This is a genomic window from Kaistella yonginensis (genome assembly GCF_030409525.1).
Taxonomy (GTDB): domain Bacteria; phylum Bacteroidota; class Bacteroidia; order Flavobacteriales; family Weeksellaceae; genus Kaistella; species Kaistella yonginensis.
Map to the genome: position 1 here is coordinate 1 of NZ_JAUFQB010000017.1, position 18,355 is coordinate 18,355.

The 18,355-nt window shown below is 36.9% G+C and carries 19 protein-coding genes and 1 pseudogene; 14 read left to right on the forward strand and 6 right to left on the reverse strand.

The window, feature by feature from the left end; genetic code table 11:
• Positions 1-102: 102 nt before the first annotated feature.
• Positions 103-264, reverse strand: a pseudogene (locus QWY78_RS05925) (Lrp/AsnC family transcriptional regulator); the annotation flags it as partial.
• A 156-nt stretch (positions 265-420) separates the two neighbouring features.
• Here QWY78_RS05925 and QWY78_RS05930 point away from each other — a divergent pair.
• Both QWY78_RS05930 and QWY78_RS05935 read left to right on the forward strand, forming a co-directional pair.
• Positions 421-1,623 (forward strand): aminotransferase class I/II-fold pyridoxal phosphate-dependent enzyme, encoded by a 1,203-nt coding sequence (locus QWY78_RS05930; RefSeq protein ID WP_290217520.1) that lies wholly within the window; start codon positions 421-423, stop codon positions 1,621-1,623.
• 63 nt (positions 1,624-1,686) lie between these two features.
• Positions 1,687-2,514, forward strand: a complete 828-nt coding sequence (locus QWY78_RS05935; protein WP_290217522.1) for an alpha/beta hydrolase — start codon at positions 1,687-1,689, stop codon at positions 2,512-2,514.
• Between the two features lie 3 nt (positions 2,515-2,517).
• Here the strand turns inward: QWY78_RS05935 and purE are convergent, their stop codons facing one another.
• From purE to QWY78_RS05950, 3 genes are read right to left on the reverse strand one after another with little or no spacing between them, the layout of a single operon-like run.
• Positions 2,518-3,021, reverse strand: coding sequence for a 5-(carboxyamino)imidazole ribonucleotide mutase (purE, locus tag QWY78_RS05940; RefSeq protein ID WP_290217524.1), 504 nt, complete (start codon positions 3,019-3,021; stop codon positions 2,518-2,520).
• Positions 3,022-3,065: 44 nt separating this feature from the next.
• Positions 3,066-4,280: a BaiN/RdsA family NAD(P)/FAD-dependent oxidoreductase gene (locus QWY78_RS05945; RefSeq protein ID WP_290217526.1), complete on the reverse strand. Its 1,215-nt coding sequence runs from the start codon at positions 4,278-4,280 to the stop codon at positions 3,066-3,068.
• Between the two features lie 23 nt (positions 4,281-4,303).
• Positions 4,304-4,777: a CYTH domain-containing protein gene (locus tag QWY78_RS05950; protein WP_290217528.1), complete on the reverse strand. Its 474-nt coding sequence runs from the start codon at positions 4,775-4,777 to the stop codon at positions 4,304-4,306.
• A 207-nt stretch (positions 4,778-4,984) separates the two neighbouring features.
• On the opposite strand from QWY78_RS05950, the gene QWY78_RS05955 reads away from it, so the two are divergent.
• A complete protein-coding gene (locus QWY78_RS05955; RefSeq protein WP_290217530.1) occupies positions 4,985-5,884 on the forward strand; it encodes a DMT family transporter in 900 nt (299 codons plus the stop codon).
• A 120-nt stretch (positions 5,885-6,004) separates the two neighbouring features.
• Here the strand turns inward: QWY78_RS05955 and QWY78_RS05960 are convergent, their stop codons facing one another.
• Positions 6,005-6,727 carry an ABC transporter substrate-binding protein gene (locus QWY78_RS05960; protein ID WP_290217532.1) on the reverse strand — a complete coding sequence of 241 codons (723 nt, stop codon included), beginning with the start codon at positions 6,725-6,727 and terminating at the stop codon, positions 6,005-6,007.
• Between the two features lie 5 nt (positions 6,728-6,732).
• Positions 6,733-8,052 (reverse strand): magnesium transporter, encoded by a 1,320-nt coding sequence (gene mgtE / locus QWY78_RS05965; RefSeq protein WP_435389055.1) that lies wholly within the window; start codon positions 8,050-8,052, stop codon positions 6,733-6,735.
• A gap of 313 nt (positions 8,053-8,365) precedes the next feature.
• On the opposite strand from mgtE, the gene QWY78_RS05970 reads away from it, so the two are divergent.
• The 11 genes from QWY78_RS05970 to QWY78_RS06020 all read left to right on the forward strand — a co-directional run bounded on the left by QWY78_RS05970 (position 8,366) and on the right by QWY78_RS06020 (position 18,243).
• Positions 8,366-8,962 (forward strand): hypothetical protein, encoded by a 597-nt coding sequence (locus QWY78_RS05970; RefSeq protein WP_290217534.1) that lies wholly within the window; start codon positions 8,366-8,368, stop codon positions 8,960-8,962.
• Positions 8,963-9,024: 62 nt separating this feature from the next.
• Positions 9,025-9,654 carry an NUDIX hydrolase gene (locus tag QWY78_RS05975; RefSeq protein ID WP_290217537.1) on the forward strand — a complete coding sequence of 210 codons (630 nt, stop codon included), beginning with the start codon at positions 9,025-9,027 and terminating at the stop codon, positions 9,652-9,654.
• Positions 9,655-9,679: 25 nt separating this feature from the next.
• The gene (locus QWY78_RS05980) at positions 9,680-10,477 is read left to right on the forward strand and encodes a lysophospholipid acyltransferase family protein (RefSeq protein ID WP_290217539.1); all 798 of its coding nucleotides are present in this window, start codon (positions 9,680-9,682) and stop codon (positions 10,475-10,477) included.
• A gap of 10 nt (positions 10,478-10,487) precedes the next feature.
• A complete protein-coding gene (locus tag QWY78_RS05985) occupies positions 10,488-10,925 on the forward strand; it encodes a hypothetical protein (RefSeq protein ID WP_290217541.1) in 438 nt (145 codons plus the stop codon).
• A gap of 28 nt (positions 10,926-10,953) precedes the next feature.
• Positions 10,954-11,481 (forward strand): hypothetical protein, encoded by a 528-nt coding sequence (locus QWY78_RS05990; RefSeq protein ID WP_290217544.1) that lies wholly within the window; start codon positions 10,954-10,956, stop codon positions 11,479-11,481.
• A gap of 131 nt (positions 11,482-11,612) precedes the next feature.
• Complete coding sequence (locus QWY78_RS05995; protein ID WP_290217545.1) at positions 11,613-12,800, forward strand: homogentisate 1,2-dioxygenase; 1,188 nt, start codon at positions 11,613-11,615, stop codon at positions 12,798-12,800.
• 72 nt (positions 12,801-12,872) lie between these two features.
• Positions 12,873-14,183, forward strand: coding sequence for an acetyl-CoA hydrolase/transferase family protein (locus QWY78_RS06000; RefSeq protein WP_494337414.1), 1,311 nt, complete (start codon positions 12,873-12,875; stop codon positions 14,181-14,183).
• Positions 14,184-14,387: 204 nt separating this feature from the next.
• Positions 14,388-15,518, forward strand: coding sequence for a 4-hydroxyphenylpyruvate dioxygenase (hppD, locus tag QWY78_RS06005; RefSeq protein WP_290217549.1), 1,131 nt, complete (start codon positions 14,388-14,390; stop codon positions 15,516-15,518).
• Between the two features lie 44 nt (positions 15,519-15,562).
• Entirely contained in the window at positions 15,563-16,021 is a 459-nt protein-coding gene (locus QWY78_RS06010) for a hypothetical protein (protein WP_290217551.1), read from the forward strand.
• A 73-nt stretch (positions 16,022-16,094) separates the two neighbouring features.
• Complete coding sequence (gene fahA / locus QWY78_RS06015) at positions 16,095-17,345, forward strand: fumarylacetoacetase (RefSeq protein ID WP_290217553.1); 1,251 nt, start codon at positions 16,095-16,097, stop codon at positions 17,343-17,345.
• Positions 17,346-17,421: 76 nt separating this feature from the next.
• Positions 17,422-18,243, forward strand: a complete 822-nt coding sequence (locus tag QWY78_RS06020; protein ID WP_290217555.1) for a flavin reductase family protein — start codon at positions 17,422-17,424, stop codon at positions 18,241-18,243.
• The last annotated feature ends 112 nt before the right edge of the window (positions 18,244-18,355 follow it).

Here is an 18,355-nt window from a genome sequence, read left to right on the forward strand (position 1 = left end):
CTAAAATCACTTCCTTTACAATGATACAGTATCTGAATTTTTTCGTTTTTAAAAGAAGTATAAATAAAACAAAAATTAATTTATGCTAAATGCACAACAGGTTAAAGCAACATATTTCGCAATAATCTGCTGTTTCTCTAATTTTTTGATCCGTTCAAAAACTGCGGTCACCGATAAATCCAATTCATTTGCTAATTGTTTGGTGGTTTTCTTGGCATCGTTTTGCAGGAGAATCAATAGTTTTTTATCTTTTGGATCCAACATATAATGAAATATTTTCGGTTAATTGTTTTATTATTCATCAAATATAAAATTAAAATCTAGCACTTAATCAAATAATAGATTTATTTACTGAATCTATAGCATAATCTTGTTATTTCGTTTGAAAACACTGACTTTTATCAAAACAAAATTACGATTATGGAAAACTTTGATGCAGCAAACAATATTCAAGATTTGCAATACTTTGGAGAATTCGGTGGTGTAAACCCATCAATTTCTGACAGTTCCACCTATACGTTCCTTTCAGCAAAAACCATGTTCGATACTTTCGAAGGAAACACAGAAGGATGCTATTTGTATTCCCGCCATTCTACCCCAAGCAATCTTTATTTAAGCGAAGCTTTGGCGCAGATGGAAGGAACTGAAAGTGCCAATGTAACGGCATCCGGAATGGGTGCAATTACTTCTACCCTGCTTCAGCTATGCAAAAGTGGTGATCATATTATTTCTAGCAGAACTATTTATGGTGGCACCTATGCCTTCATGAAAAACTTTCTGCCAGGCTATCAAATTAAAACTTCATTTATTGACATCACCGATCTAACCGCTGTTGAAAATGCCATTAATGAAAACACAAAAGTTTTATTCTGTGAGACCGTGAGTAATCCTCTTTTAGAAATTGCTAATTTAAACGAACTATCAAAAATCGCTAAAAAATACAATCTAAAACTCATTGTTGATAATACTTTTTCACCCTTGTCGGTAACGCCGCAAATGTTTGGCGCAGACATCACCATTCACAGTTTGACAAAATTTATTAACGGTAGCAGTGATGCGGTTGCGGGGGTTGTTTGTGCTTCATCTCAATTTATTAATGATTTAAAAGATGTAAATTCTGGGGCGTGTATGTTGCTCGGCCCCACTTTAGACAGTTTCCGTGCGGCAAATATTCTTAAAAACTTAAGAACGCTGCACATCAGAATGAAGAAACACAGCGAAAATGCCCAATATTTGGCTGAACAATTTGAAAAAGATGGCTTGACCGTAAAATATCCTGGCTTAAAAAGTCATAAGCAACACGACCTTTACAAAAGCATGATGAATCTGGACTACGGATTTGGTGGTTTGCTAACTCTGGATGTAAAAACGATGGAAAAAGCAAATGAATTAATGGAGTTGATGCAGAAAGAAAACTTGGGTTATTTAGCTGTAAGTTTAGGGTTCTACAAAACATTATTCTCCTGTTCTGGAAGTTCAACCTCTTCAGAAATCCCCGAAGAAGAGCAAAAAGAAATGGGCCTTTCGCAAGGCTTAATACGAATGTCGATTGGTTTAGACCATGATATTAAAAGAACCTATAACAAAATGAAATGGTGCATGCAACAGGTTCACATTTTATAAAAAATTCATCATAATAATTTGATTTAAAGACTTCATTGCGAAGTCTTTTTTTAATTTTACACTATGAAAAAATTAATCTCTCTTTTTGTTTTGTTTAGTTTCCAGATGAACTTCACACAGGAAAAACATTCTACTGCAGCGGACAATGTCCAAATAATTTCAGAAAAATTTGCCCTACCTCAATTAAATACCACACGAAGAGTTTGGATTTATCTGCCACCGGATTATGAACGTACTCAGAAAAAATACCCGGTTATCTATCTGCAAGATGGGCAAAATCTTTTTGATGACCGAACATCATATGCGGGAGAATGGCAAATTGATGAAACTTTAAACAGCCTCTTCAGCAAAGGAGATTCGGGATCAATTGTTGTTGGAATTGATAATGGTGGCGAAAAAAGAATAGCGGAATTAAGCCCCTTTAAAAATGATAAATATGGCGGTGGAAACGGTGATCTTTATTTAGATTTTATTGTAAACAATTTAAAACCGTATATCGACCATCACTATCGTACAAAATCTTGCAGGAAACACACTACCCTTGGCGGCAGCTCACTTGGCGCATTAATCTCTGTATACGGTGGGGTGAAATATCCGAAAATATTTGGTAAAATTTTGGCGTTTAGTCCCGCATTTTGGTTCAATTCAAAGGAGCTGAACAATTATATTGTTCATTCAAACACTCCACTTTCTAAGCAGAAATACTACTTTATTCAAGGACAAAAAGAAGACGAGGGAATGGATTTAGAAACCTTAAAAGTCATTGAAAATTTGAAATCAAAAAATGTGAAAGCCCAAAATATCTATTTTAAAGAAGATCAACAGGGAAAACACAACGAATTATTCTGGCAACGTGTTTTCCCGGTAGCTTATGAATGGCTACATCAATAATGTTTAGTGGTCATACTGATTCGGATGGCTTTTTTTAAGCTCCGTAACCGTTCCTAAAACTTTATCTTTCAACATGTTTTGATAGATTTCTAATTTTTTAGAAACTTCTGAATCTACTGTTCCAATAATTTTCGCTGCTAAAATCCCAGCATTCATTGCGCCATTAAGCGCAACCGTTGCAACGGGAATTCCGGAGGGCATCTGTAAAATAGAGAGTACAGAGTCCCAACCATCAATTGAATTGGAAGATAAAATAGGAACACCGATGACGGGCAGCGTGGTACAGCTTGCCACCATTCCCGGCAGATGAGCAGCACCGCCAGCACCGGCAATAATTACTTTTAGACCCCGATCTTTTGCCGACTTTGCGTATTCAAACATTCTTTCCGGCGTGCGGTGCGCAGAAACTACGGTGAGCTCGTATGGTATTTTCAACGATTTTAGAAAATCTGCTGCTTGTTCCATAATTGCCAAATCGCTCTGGCTTCCCATTATTATTCCGATCATTTTTAAAGTAAATTTTAAGGTTTAAAGGTATGAAAATTTTGATTTTAATGATGGTTTTCCGAACCTAAAGAACACGCAATTTGATCACCTACCCAGAAGCCCGTACTAAAACACGCCTGCAAAAGATAACCTCCCGTGGGAGCTTCCCAATCGATCATTTCACCAATACAATAAACGTTTGGAAACTTTTCTAATTCCAAATTCCTAGTTAATGCGGAAAAAGAAACACCTCCCGCGGTAGAAATCACCTCATCTATGGGTCGAAAGCTTAAAACTTTTATTGGAAAACTCTTAATCAATTTCGCCAAAACAGCAATGTTTGTGTAGGTTTCTTTATCTAATGTTTTTAGCAAATTAATGGCGGTGGTAGATAATTTTAAATTCTTTTTTAAGATTGGACTAATTTTTTCAGAACTTTTTAACTGTTCTAAAATTTCAATTTCAGAAAGATTTGGCTTAAGGTCAATATCGATGGTTAATGGGAAATCAAACTTTCTGGTAAATCGGTTCATAAAATAAACCGGGCTTCCTTCAATACCATATTTCGTAAAAACAACCTCGCCAATTTTACAATTTCCTAGAAAAGATACTTGAATGTTTTTTAAATATTGACCTTGCAAATGATGAAATTTCACATCCGAATTGTAACCAGAATTCGCTGCTTGCAAAGCACTGATTTCGATCTTTTTCTTTGTTAAAATCTCCACCCATTTCGCATCAGAACCCGTTTTTTTCCAGGAACCACCACCCAGCGCCAAAATTAATTTTGAATATTTTAAAGCAATCGTTTCGCCGGTCGTATTAAGCGTAACCAAAGAATCATCAAAATTAACAAAAGTATGGTCGAAGTGAATGGTTACCCCAAGGTTTTGTAAATGCTCCAACCAGACTTTTAATACCTGAATCGGTTTGAAATTTTTGGTGGGGAAAATCTTACCCGAACTTCCAACATAGGTGCTAATTCCCAAATCAGAAAGCCATTGAATCACTTTTTTATTATCGTAATTTCTTACAATTTCTTGGATCTCAACCGCATCATATTTTTCTAAAAAAGAATTGATAGTTTCATTGTGTGTCAGATTAAAACCGCCATTTCCAGCGACCAAAAATTTTCTTGCCGCGGCTTTATTCTGGTCATAAACGTGAACCTTAAAACCTTTTTCGGCTAAAGTCTGGGCAGCCATTAATCCAGCAGGACCTGCGCCAATGATGATCACTTGTTTTTCATTCATGCCTTGCAAAAGTACGGATTTTGGCACCGATTAAAAACTGCACTTTTTAATTAAGATTTCCAATATTTGTAGGGAAGAATCACCAGGTTTGAATTATAATATTTCTCATCAGCTGTTACTTCAACATCAATCCAATCAGGAATTGTGAAATATTCCTGCTCGCGGGAGAGTTCAATTTCCGCCACGATAAGTCCGCTGTTTGCACCCGAAAACTCATCCACTTCCCAAACATGTTGGTCAACAGGTATTTTGTATCTCTTTTTCGAAAGTTCGGCCACTGAAAAATGATCCAATAATTCTTTGGCTTCCTCGAACGGAATTTCATATTCAAATTCAGCTCGGGTGGCACCAACCGAAAGTCCTTTGATGGTTAAAAAACCTTGGGTAGAAGTTTGTCGTACCCGGATTGTTTTATTTGGATCGGTTAGCAGATAACCTTGTCTGAAAACCTCACCAATAGGCTTGCTGAGCTCTTTCCATTTGGGTATATTGACTAAAAATTTTCGTTCTATTTCGATTGGCATATCAATATTAATATAATTCTGAACATGGCTCTAATGAAAATCGAATGTACAAAAAATGGATGATTAAATCTTAAATTCAACCAAACATTCTCACCTGAAATAATTCTAAATTCCCATGAAAAATACTCCTATAAAATCTACCTTTGCACCATCGTAAAAATAATTTTTTCAACAATATTTTCATCCTCTAATTTTTCGATTTTTAAAATGTTCAAAGATCCCAAACTAGCATTAGCGATTCTCACCGTAGCCTTGGTTTGGGGTACCACATTTTTGGGAATCCGAATTGCCGTCGAAAGCATACCACCTTGGTTTGTAGCCGGAATTCGGCAGTTTATTGCGGGTCTCATTTTATTGATCTTACTTCTATTTTCAAAAAATTTAAAGTGGATTGGTTGGAAAAATTTCGCAAACCAAATCGTACTCGCTTCGCTGATGTTGATTATTGCAAACGGAATGACTACCTCTGCTCAAAAGCACTTAACCAGCAGTTTGGCCTCGCTCATCAGCGCTACTTCGCCGCTGGCGGTTTTTATTTTAAGCATCGCATTCAACTTACAAAAATTCACAATTCGTGGTGCAGTAGGGGTTTTACTAGGGTTTTTAGGAATTGTTTTAATCTTTAAAGATGGACTTCAAGATTTACTCAATCCAGAATACCGAATGGGCGTTTTATTTATTTTCATAGCGATTTTCGGATGGGCTTTCGGCACTATTTTTACAAAAAAAATCAACAATCTGCCGCAGAATATTTCTTTAAACCTCTTTTATCAGTTTAGTTTTGCGGGAATAATCCAGATTATTTTCGGCTTTATTTCTAGCGACCAATCCCCAATTTCTTCATGGAGTTTAAAGAGTATTTTAGCCACGGTTTATCTGGCGATTTTCGGTTCGGTGATCACGTTTTTTGCTTTCCATTATGCCCTGAAAAAAGTTACTCCCACACAGATTTCCCTTCTTTCATACATCAATACCGTTATTGCGATTTTCTTGGGATGGATGGTGTTAAACGAACCCATTTCGATCACTTTTCTTACCGCAACCGTGTTGATTATTTGCGGAGTTTTCATCACCAATTACAAACCGGGAATGTTTAGACGATCTTAATTTTTTTTATTTGGGCGCCTATTTCCATCTTCCACTCCCGCTTTTTTTACTCCACTGCGTTTCGCAAAAAAGAGCTCCGTTCAAGCTGGGGCGCATATTATGCAGCATTAAAAAGTGAATTTAAGATTGCAGAGACAGTGCTTTTAAATAGTGCTCAACCTTCATTAAATGGGATCCAAACCAAGAAAACGCTTCTCCATCAACCAGTCTGATCTCTTTCGCAGGAAATTCTTTTAGAACTTCATCGATATGTTTTTGCTGAAAAGGAAAAGGCTCCGTTGACAGAAAAATCACGTCGGCCATCTGAAGCTCGTCCATCGATATTTCTGGATAGCGTTTTCGATTTTTAAAAATATTCTCAAAACCCAGTTTCGTTAAAATTTCATTAATAAAAGTATCACCACCTATGGTCATATAAGGATTTTTCCAAATTAAATAAGCTGCTTTTTTTGGATTCAATATTTCAATCTCTGTAAAAATAGAATTAATTTTCTGATTAAAATCTAGGGCTAATTTTTCTTTATTTAAAAGCCTTCCGAGGGCAGAAATAAAATGTTGATTGTCTTCTAAAGTTTCAATATCAGTTACCCAAACTTTAAAATCTTTCATCAAGTCTTCCACTTGAAGTTTTTCATTTTCTTCTTTATTGGCGATAATCAGATCAGGTTTTAAACTTCTAATTTTTTCGATATTAAGATTTTTCGTACCACCAATCACTGCCACATTTTTTACCAAATCGGCCGGATGAATGCAGAATTTTGTTCGCGCAATAACCGTCGCACTCGTCAAGCCAAAATCAAATAATGTTTCGGTAATACTGGGAACGAGCGAAATAATTTTCATGAATATTAAAGAATCTTGCCGGCCAAGAACATTCCGGCGATTGTGAAATAAATGATCAAACCAGTAACATCTACGAGCGTTGCAACGAAAGGCGCAGAAGACGTTGCCGGGTCTAATTTAAATTTTTTCAAAACAAATGGAATCATGGAGCCAGAAAGTGTTCCCCAAAGAATGATTAACAAGAGAGAAACGGCGATACTTAAACCAATATAAACCCAATGTTCGCCATAATCGTATAGACCCATTTCTTGCCACATCATAATTCTGATGAACCCAATAATTCCCAAAATTCCACCCAGGAAAACTCCGGACACAATTTCTTTTCGCATGACGTACCACCAGTCTTTCAACCCTATTTCCTGTAGCGCCATGGCGCGAATAATTAAGGTTGCCGCTTGCGAACCCGAGTTACCACCACTAGAAATAATGAGTGGTACAAACAGCGCCAGCACGACAGCTTTTTCGATTTCATGCTCAAAAAATCCCATCGCCGAAGCCGTTAACATTTCTGAAAAGAAAAGAATCACCAACCAGGTTCCTCTTTTCTTAATCATTTCTGTCCACGAGGTTTGGGTATACGGCATATCGAGTGCATCAACACCACCGAATTTCTGAATATCTTCGGTATTTTGTGCCTCGATTTGATCCAAAATATCATCGATGGTTACGATGCCTACTAAAACACCAGCTTCTGTTACGATAGGCAAGGCAGAACGGTCGTATTTCTCAAAATAGGTTACCGCATCTTCTTTTGAAGTCGTAGTTGTAATGGCCACGAAATGATTATCGGTAATTTCTGAAATTAAGGTATCTTCTTCTGCCAGCAATAAAGATCCAATGGCGATATCATCTACAAGGCGGTTTTTTTCATCAACCACATAGAGGTGATTCATGGTTTCTACTTTCTTGCCAACTTTTTTAATTTGTTGAAAACACCTTTTGACCGTCCATTCTTTACGAATTTGAATATAATACGGGGTCATTAAACGGGCAATTGAATCGACGTGATAACCCAAAAGTTTCAGTGCAATTCTTCTTTCCTGCGGATTAAGATGATTGATAGAATAGCGAATCAGTTCATCTGGGAAATCCTCAAACAAGGCCGTTCTATCATCCGGACTCATGGCATTCAGAATTTCTGCAGCATCTTCACTGGCAATGCTGCGAATGGTTTCTTCCTGAAAATCGGGATCTAAATGCGAGAAAACATCTGCTTTATATTGCTTAGGAACCTTTAGAAATGCCAAAAGTCGCGCATCAGCTTTAAGTTGGCTGAGCGTTTCGGCAATATCCTGAGGATTAAAGATGAGTTCCTGAGTTTCCAAATAGCGTATTTTTAGAGAATTGCAAAAGTAACGAAAATAAAAAAGATGGAAAATTAAAAAAGTTGTAGTTTTGAGATTCAATGGGTGATTAAAACCTATTAACCACAAATTATGAAAAAATAAAATACAGTGTAATAATGAAAAATGCGTAATTTTTTTCTTTTAAGTGTATTCTCTTTATTTTTAATTCAACACTTATAAAATTTAAAATTGCAAATTTCTTTCATAAAAAAGTAAATGAGGAAAGACTTTAAAGCTACACTTTATTAAAGTTCAAGCCAGTAATTACAATCGTTATTAAAAAAGCACGACCATGAAAAAACTATTTTTGTTTCTTTTCGCAATGTTATTTCTTCTTTCCTGTACAAAAAGTAATGATGCAAATCAACTAAACGAACTAAAGGAAATCCCAATCGACTCCTTGAGTCAAAACGAAACTGTCTCTAAAGGACATGAAAAAAATGCATCAAAAGATCCGGCAAAAGACTGGTTGCAAAGTCTATTTCAATGTAAAAGTGGTAATAAATTTTGCTTCTATTTGGAAACTGAAGAACGGGCAACTTCTAAAAGGTTCTATGAATTTATGATTGATTCTGAGCAGATTTATGGCGCAACAAACTTAACCGATGAAGAAATGCCGCTCGCCAAAAGAAAGTATAAAGAAAAATGGTCAAAGATATATCCGTTGAGAAATGAAATGGAACCATGGCTTTTCGGGCGTGGGCAAGATGATACGGAACATATCAAAGCGGTGAAAATTGAGAAAATCGCAGCGTTGAAATACCGAGTTTTTGTAGATTATGGTGATTCTTATCAGACTATAAATCAGGCTACTTTAATTAAAAACAACAATTCCTATCTTATTGATTATTGCGAAACCGAATTTATTGAAGCTGCGGAAGCGTACTAAACCAGCTAAAATTTAACTTTCCTTTAAAACAGTTTCAGCGGTAATTTTCTTAAATTTACGTCATGAAAACCTTTGGCAGAGATTTACTCACAAAAATACAACAAGCAATACTCGAGGGCGAAGCCGCCCATGAAATTTACTCACCACCACATCGAACTTTATATTGTTATGATGAAATTTTAACAAAAAATCCGAAATTTGCCGCCGTTAATATTTTGCTTTATCTAAAAAACAATGAATGGTATTTGCCACTCATTGTTCGAAGCGAGAATGAACGCGACCGACATAGCGGGCAAATCTCTTTGCCAGGCGGTAAGAAAGAAGATTTCGATCCCAATTTTGCAGCAACTGCCAAACGCGAAACCTCAGAAGAAGTAGGAATTGATGAGCATTATATTAGAATTATCCGGGAGCTTTCGCCAATTTATATTCCACCGAGCAACTTTTATGTAAAAGCTTTTGTGTCTTACACCAAGAAAAACCCAACCTTCTTCTTGCAAGAAAGCGAAGCGGTAGAGTTGATCGAGTTTCCGATTTCATCTATCTTAAGTTTGGCTAATGAACCAGAAATGAGAATCTTACCAAGCTCTCGAGGGATCAGCGTTCCCGTCATTGATTTTAACGGCTACATCATTTGGGGTGCGACTTCTATGATTTTAAGCGAGTTTAGTCAATTACTGAAAAATTTGTAAATTCGCGGATTATGTAAATGTGATAATGGCCAAGAAAAATATTTTCACAGATGCCTTTGGTAATCTGTATTTCTTAAAAAGATTGATCATCTTCATCCTAGGAATTGTGTCTTATCGAAGATTCAACGGTTTCAATAAATTGAAGATTTCTGGCGCTGAAAACCTAGTCGATCTTCCCGATTGCAATGTGCTTTTCGTTTCCAATCATCAGACTTATTTTGCTGATGTAGCAGCGATGTATCAAGCTTTTTGCGCAGTGAATAATGGTTATTTGAATTCCATTAAAAATCCCATCTATCTTTTAAATCCAAAAGTAGACATTTACTATGTTGCAGCTGAAGAAACCATGAATAAAGGTTTTATGACCAAAATTTTTAAATTAGCGGGCGCCGTTACGGTGAAAAGAACCTGGCGAGCCGAAGGTCAAAATGTAAATAGAATCGTGGATTTATCAGAAGTTGAAAATATTATGAAAGCCCTGGACAATGGTTGGGTAATCACCTTTCCACAAGGGACCACCTCTGCATTCGCTCAAGGCAGAAAAGGAACTGCCAAATTGGTCAAAAACCAAAAACCAATCGTCATTCCCATAAAAATTAATGGCTTCCGGCGCGCTTTTGACAAAAAAGGTTTGCGGGTAAAAGTGACGGGCGTAAAACCGACGATGGAATTTAAACCTCCACTAGACATTGATTATGACAATGATAACGCGCAAACCATAATGCATAAAATTATGGTTGCGATAGAACAAACCGAAGATTTTAACGTTCTACATGATTATGATGAAGAACGTAAAGCACAAAAAACCGACCTTAAAAATTAAATATTGCGTTATGAAAAAACTGATTTTAGTATTTCTAATGATCATTTTAGCTGGATGCAACAGTCAAAAAAAATACGTCAATTTCGATTATAGTTTCGCTAGAAGCGGTGGCATTTCGCCCATTTATGAAAACTTACTCATCAAAGGAAATAAAGCGTACTACTCCTATGAAGGACAAGGGAAAATTATTAAAAAAGACTTTACCCTTTCCAATGAAGATTTGCTTCTTATCGAACAAACCCTCACCGAAAATAATTTTAGAAAAATCCAGGAAGATTATAAAAAGTTGTACGACAACAGTACGATTGAAATCACTGTTAAACGTGGAAATAACAGTGGCAACAAGAGCAATGCTTCTTTAATCATGAAGAAAAACCAGCAACAGTGGGATAATATTGTTACTGTTTTTCAGCAGATGATCGATCGAAATATTAATCCTGATTCTTAATTACAATTTGCGCGGTCTGATGGAAAATATGATGGAGCAATCAAAAAATAAAACCAGAGTTTTGGTGTTTAGCTCGCAACCTTCGGTAGCGAAACTTTTACTAGAAGTCTTGGGTTTTCATGGGAAAGCGTACGATTCTTATTTAGAAAACGGTAGCACAACGCATTCAAATAGTGATTTCGCGATTTTCGAAAGTTCTGATTTTGAAAAAGCAAGTGCTTTCGCCCCGAATATTGCCTTAATATCTTCAGAAATACTACCTGGGCAAATAGAAACTGTCTTAGAGTCAATCGTCGCTGGCGGAGTTTTAATTTATCATTCAAATGGAAGTGAAGTGGTAGAAAATTCAAAAAACTTCTTTAGAAAGTTAGAATATTCTGGAACCGATTTTGTGAAATCCGCTTCTACTTTTATTTTACAAACCAATATTGGAGAAATCCCTATTTCTTCTTCAGATGAAAATTTAATTAAGAATATCGACGGCATAAAATTATTAGCCCAGCAATTTGGCGTAATGGAAGAAGATTTCTACGAACCGGTCATGTACTTTGCGTAAAAGCACCGTATAAAATACAATTGACCTCTGCAAGAATGAGTGCAATAGCTAAATTAAAAAAGTCTAAAGAATCTGTGATCCTCTCAGCAAAAATAAATTCATTAAATTTATCGAACTAAAGTTGTAAAAAAATGAGTTACCAGCATTTCGGGAAAATTCCACAGAAAAGACATACCGTTTTCAAATCACCAGTAGATCAATTTTACTACGAACAATTATTTGGTACCGAGGGATTTCATGGTATTTCTTCACTCTTATACCACATTCACCGACCTACCCAAATAAAATCAATTAGCGAACCGAAAGATGTAAGTCCGAAAGTTGCTGTGGCCAAAAATGTGACGCCAAGAATGTTCAAAGGAATGAACATCTCGCCGGAAAACGATTTTTTGGACAGTCGCAAAGTTTTATTGTTTAATAACGACCTAAAATTAGGACTTGCAAAACCTAAAAAATCAACCGATTATTTTTATAAAAATGCAGAATGCGACGAACTTCTTTTTATTCATGAAGGAAGTGGAACCTTGAAAACTTTTCTGGGAAACCTCGATTTTTCTTATGGTGACTATCTTATTATTCCTAGAGGAACCATTTACTCCATCGAGTTTAAAAATGAAAACAATATTCTTTTATTCATCGAAAGCCATTCGCCAATCAACACCCCAAAACGGTATAGAAATGAATTTGGCCAAATGCTAGAACATGCTCCATTTTGCGAAAGAGATATGATTGCGCCAACTTTTGTAGCACCCATTGATGAAAAAGGAGATTTTTTAATTAAAGTAAAGAAAGAAGACCAAATCTGGGACTTCATTTACGCCACGCACCCTTTTGATGTTGTCGGCTGGGATGGTTATTTTTATCCTTATAAATTCAATATCAAAAACTTTGAGCCGATTACAGGTCGTGTACATTTGCCACCACCAATTCATCAAAATTTCGAAGCGCATAATTTTGTAGTGTGTTCGTTTGTTGCCAGAATGTACGACTACCATCCGCTAGCGATTCCGGCACCGTATAACCACTCTAACATCGATTCAGACGAAGTTCTGTTCTATACCGAAGGTGATTTTATGAGCCGCAATCATATTGACTTAATGGATTTCACCCTTCATCCGGGCGGGATTGTTCATGGTCCTCATCCAGGTGCGATGGAACGCAGCATCGGTAAAAAATCAACCGAAGAATTTGCGGTAATGGTCGATCCGTTCAAACCATTTAAAATTACCGACGAAGCAATGAAAGTGGAGGATCCTTCTTATAAGACTTCTTGGTTAGAAAATGAGGATAATTATTTGGAAGACCGCAGCCAGGAATAATTGTACATATGATTTTTATCAAAACTGATTTTGCTCATTTCAAATTTGGAATGAAAGAATTACTTTTGATACATCAACAATAGTAATAAAAAAAACAAATATATGATTCAGTATGTCAGTGCCGAAGAAGCAGTATCACTCATTAAAAGTGGCGACCGGATTTTTTCTCATGGAAGTGCTTGTACGCCTAATTTTTTGATCGATGAATTAGCGCGACAATCATCTCGATTAAGAGAGGTAGAATTCGTTTCAATCACCCAACAAGGAAATGTAGAAGTTGCAAAACCACAATACAAAGACAGTTTTTATATCAATTCACTGTTCGTCTCCACCCCCGTTCGCGAGGCTGTAAATTCTGACCGAGGTGATTTTGTGCCTGTTTTTTTAAGTGAAATTCCTATTCTCTTCAAGAGAGGAATGTTGCCGCTGGATGTGGCCCTCATTACCGTTTCCCCACCAGATGCTCATGGTTATTGTACTTTGGGAACCTCGGTGGATGTTGCAAGAAGTGCCGTAGATACTGCAAAAATTATTATTGCACAGGTGAATCCAAGAATGCCCAGAACCCATGGCGATGGAATGATTCATCACAGTAAAATCGATAAAATGGTTTGGCATGAAGAAGAATTATTAACCATCGACTATGGTGCAAAAGTAGGGGCCGATGAGTTGCTCATTGGAAGAAATGTTGCTGAACTAATTGATGACCGATCCACGTTGCAAATGGGTATCGGAACTATTCCAGACGCCGTTTTACAATGTCTTCATAATCATAAAGACTTAGGCATTCATACCGAAATGATCAGTGATGGTATTGTAGATTTAGTTGCAAAAGATGTAATCACCAATAAATTTAAAGGAACCCACCTCAACAGAACCATTACCAGTTTCGCTTTTGGAACCCGGAAATTATATGACTATATCGATGATAATCCGGCCTTTTCTTTCATGGATGTGGAACATGTGAATTATCCGATCAATATCATGAAAAATAAAAAAATGGTCGCGATTAATTCTGCCATAGAAATTGATTTAACCGGACAGGTCTGTGCAGATTCAATCGGAACTTACCAATTCAGCGGAATAGGAGGTCAGATGGATTTTATGCGAGGTGCCGCACTTTCAGACGATGGAAAACCCATCATCGCTATTTCTTCTCGTACCAAAAAAGGAATCCCAAGAATTGCACCTTTCCTTAAACAAGGAGCGGGCGTGGTCACCACCAGAGGGCATATTCACTACGTAGTGACCGAATATGGTGTAGCTTATTTGTATGGTAAAAACCTTCGCCAGCGTGCCAAATCTTTAATTGAAATTGCCCATCCAGACGATCGAGAAATGCTTGATGCAGCAGCGTTTGAACGATTCAAAGTACTGGTCTAAAAAATTAAACTCCTACAAATCCTCAATTTTCAGTGAGGATTTTTTTGTTCAAAGTACATTTTGACAATGCTAATAAAATTGTTTTACCCGAGGTTTAGACTTTAATTATTTACAAAAAATGCAACAAAAAAGACAGCAGTTCTAAAAGTAAATTTTAACACTCCTAAAATTTTTGTAATTTGCAATATCTAAAAAAAGAATAAAATGTCAACACTTACTTTTGCTGAAAAGATCGCGCAGGCGGAAAATTTCTTACCAATCAATGGAACTGATTATATCGAATTTTATGTCGGAAATGCGAAGCAGGCTGCCCATTTTTACAAAACAGCTTTCGGCTTCCAGTCTTTAGCATATGCCGGCCCAGAAACCGGAATACGCGACCGAGCTTCTTATGTCTTGCAACAGGGAAAAATTCGCCTCGTTCTAACCTCTGGTCTTAATTCTGATTCTCCCATTTGTGAACATCAAAAAAAACACGGCGACGGGGTGAAGGTTCTGGCGCTTTGGGTAGATGATGCTTATTCCGCGTTTGAAGAAACTATAAAACGTGGTGCAAAACCTTATCTAGAGCCAACCACCTTAACCGATGAAAGCGGCGAAGTAAGAATGTCGGGAATTTATACGTATGGTGAAACCGTGCATATGTTTGTAGAACGTAAAAATTACACTGGTGCATTTATGCCAGGCTTCCAAAAATGGGAAAGTGATTATAATCCATCTGAGGTAGGTCTTTTGTATGTGGATCATTGCGTAGGAAATGTCGGTTGGGATCGTATGATTCCCGTGGTAAAATGGTATGAAGAAGTAATGGGATTTGTAAATATCCTCAGTTTTGATGACAAGCAGATCAATACCGAATATTCTGCGCTGATGTCTAAAGTGATGAGCAACGGAAATGGTTTTGCAAAATTCCCTATTAATGAGCCAGCGGAAGGAAAGAAAAAATCTCAGGTCGAAGAATATCTGGATTTTTATGAGGAAGAAGGGGTACAACATATTGCAGTAGCAACCAAAGACATTATCAATACGGTGGTCGAATTAAAAGCAAGAGGCATTGAATTTCTTTCCGCGCCACCCGAAGCCTATTACGAAATGGTGCCCGAACGTGTGGGACATATCGATGAGGATTTGAAAAAACTTCAGGATTTAGGTATTTTGATTGACCATGACGAAGAAGGTTATCTTCTTCAAATTTTTACCAAACCGGTGGAAGACCGCCCTACTCTTTTCTTCGAAATTATTGAAAGACATGGCGCACAGAGTTTTGGTGCTGGAAATTTCAAAGCCTTATTTGAAGCCTTAGAAAGAGAGCAAGCCAAACGAGGAAATCTATAAAACACAATCCCATTCGATTCTAATCGAAGCAAAAAAAAACATTGATGAAAAAAATAATTGCGCTTCTACTTTTTATTTCAGCGCTCGGCTTGAAGGGTCAGTACGGATCAATTAATGCCATCCTGGACCGCCTGGAAGAAAAAAAAGGCTTGAATAAAAATTTAAAGAACGTCAGTATCGACGACGTAAAATTTGTATTAATTAAAGATTTCGGCGATCATACGGAAAGATATTTTTTTATTATTAAAGGAAATAAATCGACCTACGTCGAAGTTTTTGATGACAAACAAACCGGAGGAACATCTTCCAACGTATTTTCTGGTGATATTGTTCGCTCAAAGCATCAGATTATATCTTTAAGAGCCGATCAGCTGGAAGGAAAGAAAATCCCCATCCCGATTACCAAAACCTTTCTACTGACGGAACAAAAAAATATTCTTTACCTTATCGATATCAACTCCAGAGAACGATGGATCGAAGAGAGCGCCATTAACAAAAAATAAACATTCCACAGATCAAGGTTCAAAGTAGCAATGCAAATTCATTCTTTGAACCTTTTCTTTAATTACAATTATTATGAAATCATTTATCAAATATCCAGAAAATTCAGATTTTTCAATTCACAATATTCCCTTTGGTGTAGGAGTTTTTAATAAAGAGTATTTCGCCTGTTGTTCCCGAATCGGTGATATGGTGATTGACCTTGCTACTTTGTATGATTATGGTTTTTTTGACGAAATCGAAGGAATTGATGAAAATGTTTTTGAGGCATTTACTTTAAATGAATTTATCGCCTTAGAAAAACACGTTACCAAAGCTGTACGATTAAAAATTCAGGAAATTTTGGGTGAACATTCTAAACTTGCAGGAGATCAAAAAACCATTGACGAATGTTTTTATCATTTTGAGGAAGTTGAAATGATGATGCCTGTGCACGTCCCAAATTATACCGACTTTTATAGCAGTATTGAGCACGCCACGAACGTCGGCAAAATGTTCAGAGGTGCAGACAACGCCCTGCTTCCCAACTGGAAGCATCTTCCGGTCGGTTATCACGGTCGGGCTTCCTCAATTGTGATCTCTGGCACCGAATTTCACCGCCCAAAAGGGCAAATGAAACCTGTGGCAGATGAAAATCCTATTTTCGGAGCTTGCAAGCAACTGGATTTTGAATTAGAAATGGCATTTATAGTGAATAAAAACACAGAAATGGGCGATCGTATTACAACGGCTGAGGCTGAGGAGGCTATTTTCGGTATGGTCTTGTTCAATGATTGGTCGGCCAGAGATATTCAAAGCTGGGAATATGTTCCGTTGGGACCATTTTTAGGAAAAAATTTCTGCTCCACGATTTCACCTTGGATAGTTACTTTGGAAGCTTTAAAACCTTTCCGAACAGACTCGCCAAAGCAGGAACCCGAAGTGTTGGACTATCTAAAATTCCAGGGTCAACAAAATTTTGATATTAAGCTGCAGGTTTATATTCAACCTGAAAACGGGCAAGAAAATTTAATTTCAGAGAGCAATTATAAATTTATGTACTGGAACATGTTGCAGCAGTTGGCGCATCACACGGTGAACGGTTGTAATATAGAAGTTGGTGATCTGTACGCTTCTGGAACCATTTCTGGACGTGAAAAAAGTTCTTTTGGTTCGATGCTTGAACTCACTTGGCGTGGGACACAACCTCTACATTTATCCGACGGAACAGAGCGTAAATTCATTAATGATCATGATACGGTAATCATGAGAGGACACGCGGAAAAAGAAGGAATGCGGGTCGGTTTCGGTGAGGTAAGAGGGAAAGTGTTGGCTGCGAAAGAATAAGCCTTTGAAAATATAAACCACAACGAATCACAAAGTAGATTGGCTATTGTGTTATAATCCTAAAGTTCTAAAAAATATGAAAACAATCTCCCCAACAGCATTAAATAATTTTCAGTTACAAACTCTTTTACAGACAGCGATTGCACCACGTCCGATTGCATTGGCTTCTACGGTTGATAAAGATGGAAACGGTAATTTAAGCCCTTTTAGTTTTTTTAACATGTTCAGTTCTAATCCTCCGATTGTGATTTTTTCACCAGCGAGAAGAGTTCGGGATAATACCACCAAACATACTTTAGAAAATGTTTTAGCAGTTTCGGAAGTGGTCATCGGAATCGTTAACTACAATATTGTGCAGCAGATTTCGCTCTCTTCTACGGAATACGGGAAAGAAGTGAATGAGTTTATAAAATCAGGTTTAACAATGAAAGATGCAGAATTGGTAAAACCAAAACTGATTGAAGAATGTCCCGTTAATCTCGAATGCAAAGTATTGGAAGTTAAGCCTTTAGGAACAGAAGGTGGTGCTGGAAATTTGGTAATCTGTGAAGTCATTAAAATTCATATACGTGAAGAGTATTTGAATGAAGAAGGGAATTTGGATCAGAAAAAGCTTGATTTGGTCGCTAGATTAGGTGGGAATTGGTATTCTAGAAATAATGAAAATAATATGTTTGAAGTTCCGAAACCTTTAGCAACAAAGGGAATCGGCTTCGATAATTTGCCCGAGGAAATTAAAATGAGTAAAATCTTTACCGGAAATGATTTGGGAATGCTCGCAAATACTGAAGATTTGCCAGAAGGTAATTTTATTTCAGACGAGAAAATTCATCGTGAGGCACAGCAGCTTCTTGAATTACATCACATTGCGGAGGCTTGGGAGATTTTGAGGAAATAAGAGGGAAAATAATCATTCTATTTTTCATTCCTCAACACTATTAATTTTATTGATAGTTTTCTTAAAAAATATGGTATAATAATTATAAATAAAGCAATGCAATGCATTTAAA

Excerpts from the sequence above, each read along its gene's own strand:
- QWY78_RS05960 (WP_290217532.1), bottom strand. The coding sequence starts at position 6,727 with ATGAAAATTATTTCGCTCGTTCCCAGTATTACCGAAACATTATTTGAT.
- QWY78_RS05990 (WP_290217544.1), top strand. The coding sequence starts at position 10,954 with ATGATGGAGCAATCAAAAAATAAAACCAGAGTTTTGGTGTTTAGCTCG.
- QWY78_RS06010 (WP_290217551.1), top strand. The coding sequence starts at position 15,563 with ATGAAAAAAATAATTGCGCTTCTACTTTTTATTTCAGCGCTCGGCTTG.
- QWY78_RS05980 (WP_290217539.1), top strand. The coding sequence starts at position 9,680 with ATGGCCAAGAAAAATATTTTCACAGATGCCTTTGGTAATCTGTATTTC.
- QWY78_RS05935 (WP_290217522.1), top strand. The coding sequence starts at position 1,687 with ATGAAAAAATTAATCTCTCTTTTTGTTTTGTTTAGTTTCCAGATGAAC.
- QWY78_RS05950 (WP_290217528.1), bottom strand. The coding sequence starts at position 4,777 with ATGCCAATCGAAATAGAACGAAAATTTTTAGTCAATATACCCAAATGG.
- QWY78_RS05970 (WP_290217534.1), top strand. The coding sequence starts at position 8,366 with ATGAAAAAACTATTTTTGTTTCTTTTCGCAATGTTATTTCTTCTTTCC.
- QWY78_RS05995 (WP_290217545.1), top strand. The coding sequence starts at position 11,613 with ATGAGTTACCAGCATTTCGGGAAAATTCCACAGAAAAGACATACCGTT.
- QWY78_RS06020 (WP_290217555.1), top strand. The coding sequence starts at position 17,422 with ATGAAAACAATCTCCCCAACAGCATTAAATAATTTTCAGTTACAAACT.
- QWY78_RS05975 (WP_290217537.1), top strand. The coding sequence starts at position 9,025 with ATGAAAACCTTTGGCAGAGATTTACTCACAAAAATACAACAAGCAATA.
- QWY78_RS05930 (WP_290217520.1), top strand. The coding sequence starts at position 421 with ATGGAAAACTTTGATGCAGCAAACAATATTCAAGATTTGCAATACTTT.
- QWY78_RS05985 (WP_290217541.1), top strand. The coding sequence starts at position 10,488 with ATGAAAAAACTGATTTTAGTATTTCTAATGATCATTTTAGCTGGATGC.
- hppD (WP_290217549.1), top strand. The coding sequence starts at position 14,388 with ATGTCAACACTTACTTTTGCTGAAAAGATCGCGCAGGCGGAAAATTTC.
- purE (WP_290217524.1), bottom strand. The coding sequence starts at position 3,021 with ATGATCGGAATAATAATGGGAAGCCAGAGCGATTTGGCAATTATGGAA.
- QWY78_RS05955 (WP_290217530.1), top strand. The coding sequence starts at position 4,985 with ATGTTCAAAGATCCCAAACTAGCATTAGCGATTCTCACCGTAGCCTTG.
- fahA (WP_290217553.1), top strand. The coding sequence starts at position 16,095 with ATGAAATCATTTATCAAATATCCAGAAAATTCAGATTTTTCAATTCAC.